At 55.2% G+C, this 404-nt stretch carries 1 protein-coding gene; it reads right to left on the bottom strand.

Going from position 1 to position 404, the window contains the following annotated elements:
• Nucleotides 1-290: hypothetical protein (locus AAC854_RS23230; protein WP_340619146.1), on the bottom strand; the 290-nt coding region annotated here is incomplete at its 3' end.
• Between the last annotated feature and the right edge of the window lie 114 nt (nucleotides 291-404).

Here is a 404-nt window from a genome sequence, read left to right as displayed (position 1 = left end):
CCCGTAATGGCCGACAAATCGGACAGTGCCTGTCCGTACTTACGGGTAGTCAGGATAATGGAGCCTAACGAAAAGCCCGTTCCGGCCAGCATCATTAACCGGCCGGAGACGGACTGAATCTGATTGGCCAGCGAACTGTACGTTTTTTTCACCTTTTTCGCGTCCGAAGCGGCCTTATCCGAAAACCGCCCGGATTCCCGTCCGGCATAACGATAGGCGTCCATGAGCTGGGACTTAAACGAGGTGGCATTGACCAGTAAGCCGACGGTCAGTGTGGATAAATTTCCCATAATTTAACCTAATAGTTTCATGACGGCGGCACACTGCGCCTGTACGGTATCACCGTGGGCAGGCGCAGACGCAACCGGGGCGGGTTCAACCGGCTGTTGGCGGTTTTTCAGCCG

Origin of the sequence: Xenorhabdus entomophaga (assembly GCF_037996725.1) — a bacterium.
Lineage (GTDB): Bacteria > Pseudomonadota > Gammaproteobacteria > Enterobacterales > Enterobacteriaceae > Xenorhabdus > Xenorhabdus khoisanae.
This window is presented reverse-complemented; position numbering and strand designations above follow the sequence as displayed.